3 protein-coding genes are annotated in these 4,394 nt (G+C 73.5%); 2 read left to right on the plus strand and 1 reads right to left on the minus strand.

The annotated features are described in order from the left end of the window. Positions 1-1,636: MFS transporter (locus tag ACFV0Q_RS38825; protein ID WP_385012448.1), on the minus strand; the 1,636-nt coding region annotated here is incomplete at its 3' end. 317 nt (positions 1,637-1,953) lie between these two features. On the opposite strand from ACFV0Q_RS38825, the gene ACFV0Q_RS38830 reads away from it, so the two are divergent. Then, a complete protein-coding gene (locus ACFV0Q_RS38830; RefSeq protein WP_385012450.1) occupies positions 1,954-3,063 on the plus strand; it encodes a glycosyltransferase family 39 protein in 1,110 nt (369 codons plus the stop codon). Between the two features lie 240 nt (positions 3,064-3,303). Next, a complete protein-coding gene (locus ACFV0Q_RS38835) occupies positions 3,304-4,359 on the plus strand; it encodes a phosphatase PAP2 family protein (RefSeq protein WP_385012452.1) in 1,056 nt (351 codons plus the stop codon). Positions 4,360-4,394: the final 35 nt, after the last annotated feature.

The raw sequence follows: 4,394 nt of genomic DNA on the forward strand, positions 1-4,394 counted from the left end.
CGCCCTTGGGCTGCGCGGGAAGGCGTACGGCCGCCGCGCCCGCGGCGTCGGCGGCGGGAGCGTCGCACCCGGCCGGCTCGGCGGTGTCCATCGTGCGCGGCAGCTTCAGCGCCATCACGGCGCCCGCGAGCAGCAGGCCCGCGCTGACCACCAGCGTCACGTGCAGCCCGTGCACGAAGGCGTGCCGGGCGGCGGCGTAGAGGGACTCCCCGGCGGGACCGCCGAGGTGGGCGGCGATCTGGTAGGCCTCGCCGAGCGAGTGCGCGGCGTTCCCCGCCGCGTCGGCCGGGACGCCGGGGACGTCCGCGAGGCCGGGCGCGTAGGCGGCGTTCATCACGCTGCCGAGCAGGGCGATGCCCATGCCCGCGCCGAGCTGGTACGAGGTCTCGCCTATGGAGGCCGCGCCGCCCGCGGTGTCCGCCGGGGCCTCGCTGAGCATGGACTCGTAGGCGGCGAACAGGGTGGTCTGGAGGCCGAAGCCGAGCAGGATGAACCCGGCGGTCAGCAGCACGGGCCGGTCCTGCTGTCCCATCAGGGTCAGCAGCAGCACGGCCGCGGCCGTCAGGACGAAGCCGAGCGAGACCATCGTGCGCGGGCCGACGCGCTGGAGGGTGTACGAGCCGGTGGCGCCCGCGGCCATGGCGGCGAAGGTCAGCGGCAGCAGCCGCAGGCCGGTCTCCAGCGGGCTCAGGTGCAGCACCAGCTGGAGGTACTGGACGGCGATCAGCTCCAGCCCGACCAGGGCCAGCATGGCGAGCACGATGCAGCCGACGGAGGTGGAGAACGCGGCGCGGGAGAACATCCGCATGTCGATCAGCGGATGCTCGCGGCGCTTCTGGCGGCGTACGAAGAGGACGAGCAGCGCCACGCCGAGCACCAGCGGGACCAGTGCCCCGGCGTCGGTGAGGTCCCGCTCGGCGCCGAGCCGCTTGATGCCGAGCACCGCGCCGAGCACGCCGGTGGCGGCCATCAGCGCGCCGAGCACGTCCCAGGGTCCGTCGCAGGAGCCCTTCGACTCGGGCAGCAGCCAGCGGCCGAGCGGCAGGATCAGCACCATCAGCGGGATGTTGATGAGGAAGACGGAGCCCCACCAGTAGTGCTGGACGAGGAAGCCGCCGAGGACCGGCCCACTGGCCGCGCCGATCGCGGCGACGGCGGTCCAGATGCCGATCGCGAGGGCCCGCTCGCGCCGGTCGGGGAAGACCTGGCGCAGGATCGACAGGGTGGCCGGCATGATCATGGCCCCGCCGACGCCGAGCAGGGCGCGGGCGGCGATCAGTACCTGGGCGTTGTCGGCGAGGGCGGCGATGGCGGAGGCCACGCCGAAGAGGGCGTAGCCGAGGAGCAGGATCCGGCGGCGGCCGACGCGGTCGCCGAGGGTGCCGAAGAGGATCAGCAGCGCGGCGCAGACCAGCGGGTAGGCGTCGACGATCCACAGGAGTTCCACCGCGCCGGGGCGCAGATCCTCGGTGACGGAGGGAACGGCCACGTGGAGGATCGTCGCGTCGAGCGCGACGAGGACGAGGCTGACGCAGAGGACGGCCAGGACGACCCAGCGGTTGGCCCCGCCGGAGGCCGCGCCGATCCGCTGCCGGAGGGAAGGGTTCCTGTCGCCGGTCATGTGCGTCCCCGACATGCGTGTACCTCCCAGGTGATCCCTCGCACTCGGCGGACCAGCGTCGTTGTGGCGCCGCGGGTGGTGCGCTGTGCGGCGTCCAACGGGGTCCGGCATCGACACGCGAGTGAAGGGTCAGCGTACGCGAGTTCGCGTGTCCGACACGTGGTCAAGCTCTCATCGCGACCGCGGCCGCGGTGTGGTGTGCGCCACTCGACCCGCTCCGTCCTCACTCCCGGGTACACGTCTCCTCACGGCCCGTGGTTCTCGTGCGGGAGCCCGCGGCCGCTGCGTCGATACTCGTCTGCGTGAGAAGCGCACCCACCGAAGAAGTACCCGTGAAGGAACCCGGACCGCGCCGGGCCGCCCCCGCGCTCGCCGCCTTCGCCGCGGTGCGGCTGCTCGGGCTGGCCGTGCTCGCGGTGTGGAGCGCGGTGGCGGGCAGCAGCCCGCACACGCTGCTGTCGGCCCGCTGGGACTCCCTCTGGTACGCCCGGGTCGCGGGCGGGGGGTACGGGTTCGAGGTGGTCCTGCCGGGCGGGGCCGTCCACTCCAGCATGGCGTTCTTCCCGCTGCTGCCGTGGCTGGAGCGGCTGGTGGCGGCGCCCACCGGGCTCTCGTACGGTTCGGCCGGCCTGGTGGTCTCGGCGGTGGCCGGGCTCGCCGCCGCCTGGGGGATCTTCGCCGTGGCGGACTTCCTGTACGGGCGCCGCGCCGGGGTGCTCGCGGCGGCGCTGTGGGCGGCGCTGCCGGTCGGGATCGTCCAGTCCATGGCGTACAGCGAGTCGCTGTTCACGGCGCTGGCCGCCTGGGCCCTGTACGCGGTCCAGCGCGGGCGCTGGATCACCGCGGGCCTGCTCGCGGCCGGCGCCGGGCTGACCCGCCCGGTCGGGGCGGCGGTGGTCGCGGCGGTGTGGGTGGCCGCCGCACTGGCGTGGCGGCGCGGGGAGCGGTCGTGGCGGACGGCGGCCGGGGTGGCGCTGGCCCCACTGGGCGCGGCGGCGTACGTGCTGTGGGTCGGCGCGCGGACCGGCGGCGGGCTGCTGGGGTACCTCGACGTACAGGCGGGCTGGGGCAACGGCTTCGACGGGGGCTGGGCCTTCGCCCGGTTCATCGGGGCGCGGCTGGCCTCCCCCGCCTTCCTCGCCGGGATCGGGCTGGTCGCCGGGGTGCTGCTGGTGCTGTGGGCGTACCGGCTGTGCGTGCGGCAGCGGCAGCCCGCGGCGCTGCTCGTGTACGGAGGCATCGTGGTGGCCCTCGCCCTGTGCGCCTCGGGCTACTTCGGCTCCAAGCCCCGGCTGCTGCTGCCCGCGTTCCCGCTGTTGCTGCCGGCGGCGGTGGCGCTGGCCCGGTGGCGGGCCGGGCGGGCGGCGGCGCTGGTGGGGGCGCTCGCTCTCGCGTCGGCGGTGTACGGGGCGTTCTGGCTGAACGGTTCGGGACCGCCGTGATCACGGAATGGATCATTCCAATCCATGATTGCGCAAAGGAATTGAGCTGCGGCAATAAGCCTGTCGTAAGTATGCGGATAATTGCGGGGGCAGCACTCCCGGAGTTGAATCGACGGAGTTCCAACAAGCGTCGAAATAACGGGAATTAAGTTCTGCGTGAGACGCACTCCACATCACATGGTCATCACAAAGCCCGCGATTCGACCGGGCCGCCCTTCGACGCGCGGTAACGTCGATTGAGTGCGTACCGACCAATTGCTGACCCGTCTGGAGCCGGTGTTCGCCCGGCTGGACCGGGAACCAGAGCGACCGGCTCATCTGCAGACCCCGCAGATGAGCCGTCACCGCGTCGTGCTCCTCGCCTCGATGCTCGCGTGCTACCTCGCGATCGTCGTGGCCGTACTGACGACGTCCTGGCTCGTCCGGCTCGACTGGCAGATCATGTTCTTCCGGCCCTACGAGCAGTGGCCGCAGCTGCACGCCTTCCTCGACTACCTCGTCGTACTGGGCCAGCGCGGACCCACCGCCGTGATGGTGGCGGCCTGGCTCGGCTGGCGCTCCTGGCGCCAGCACACGCTCCGCCCGCTGATCACCCTCGGCGTGGCGCTGCTGCTGCTGAACATCACCGTCGGCTCCGTGAAGCTCGGCCTCGGCCGGCTCGGCCCGCACTACGCCACCCAGATCGGCTCCGCCGAGCTCTTCGCGGGCGGCGATATATTCCCTTCCGGCCACACCGCCAACGCCGTCGTGACCTGGGGGATCCTGGCCTACCTGGCCTCCACCACGGTCACCCGGCGGGTGCTGTCCGTGTTCTCCGCCGTCGTCTCGCTGAGCGTCGGCGCGACCACCGTCTACCTCGGCACCCACTGGGTGAGCGACGTCCTGCTCGGCTGGCTCGCCGGACTGCTGATCATGCTGGCGCTGCCCTGGTTCGAGCCGCTCATCGCCCGCGTCGAGGCCTACGTCTTCGAGCTGCGCGAGCTGTGGCGCCGCCGCCTGGAGGAGGGACGGGTCTCCGAGCCCGTCGCCGCCGCGCTCACCCCGCTGCTGTCCGCGGGCGGGAAGTGGCAGCTCCGGCGCCATGCCGACGATGAGTCCGGCCCGGTCCCGGCGCAGCCCGCCGCGGCCGCCGGGCACTCCCCGGCGCTGCGCCCCGCCACCCACCCGGCGGGCCGCCACCAGCACCTCATCCGCTCCGAGCGCACCCCGGTCACCCCGGCCGGCAGCCGCCGCCCGGCCCACACCGAACGGGCCGCCGCCCGGGGGGCCGCGGCCCGCCCGGCCACCGGCGGCTGATCCGCACTTCCGCGGGGGCGGTACGCACACCCCCA

Source organism: Streptomyces sp. NPDC059564, from assembly GCF_042735575.1.
Lineage (GTDB): Bacteria > Actinomycetota > Actinomycetes > Streptomycetales > Streptomycetaceae > Streptomyces.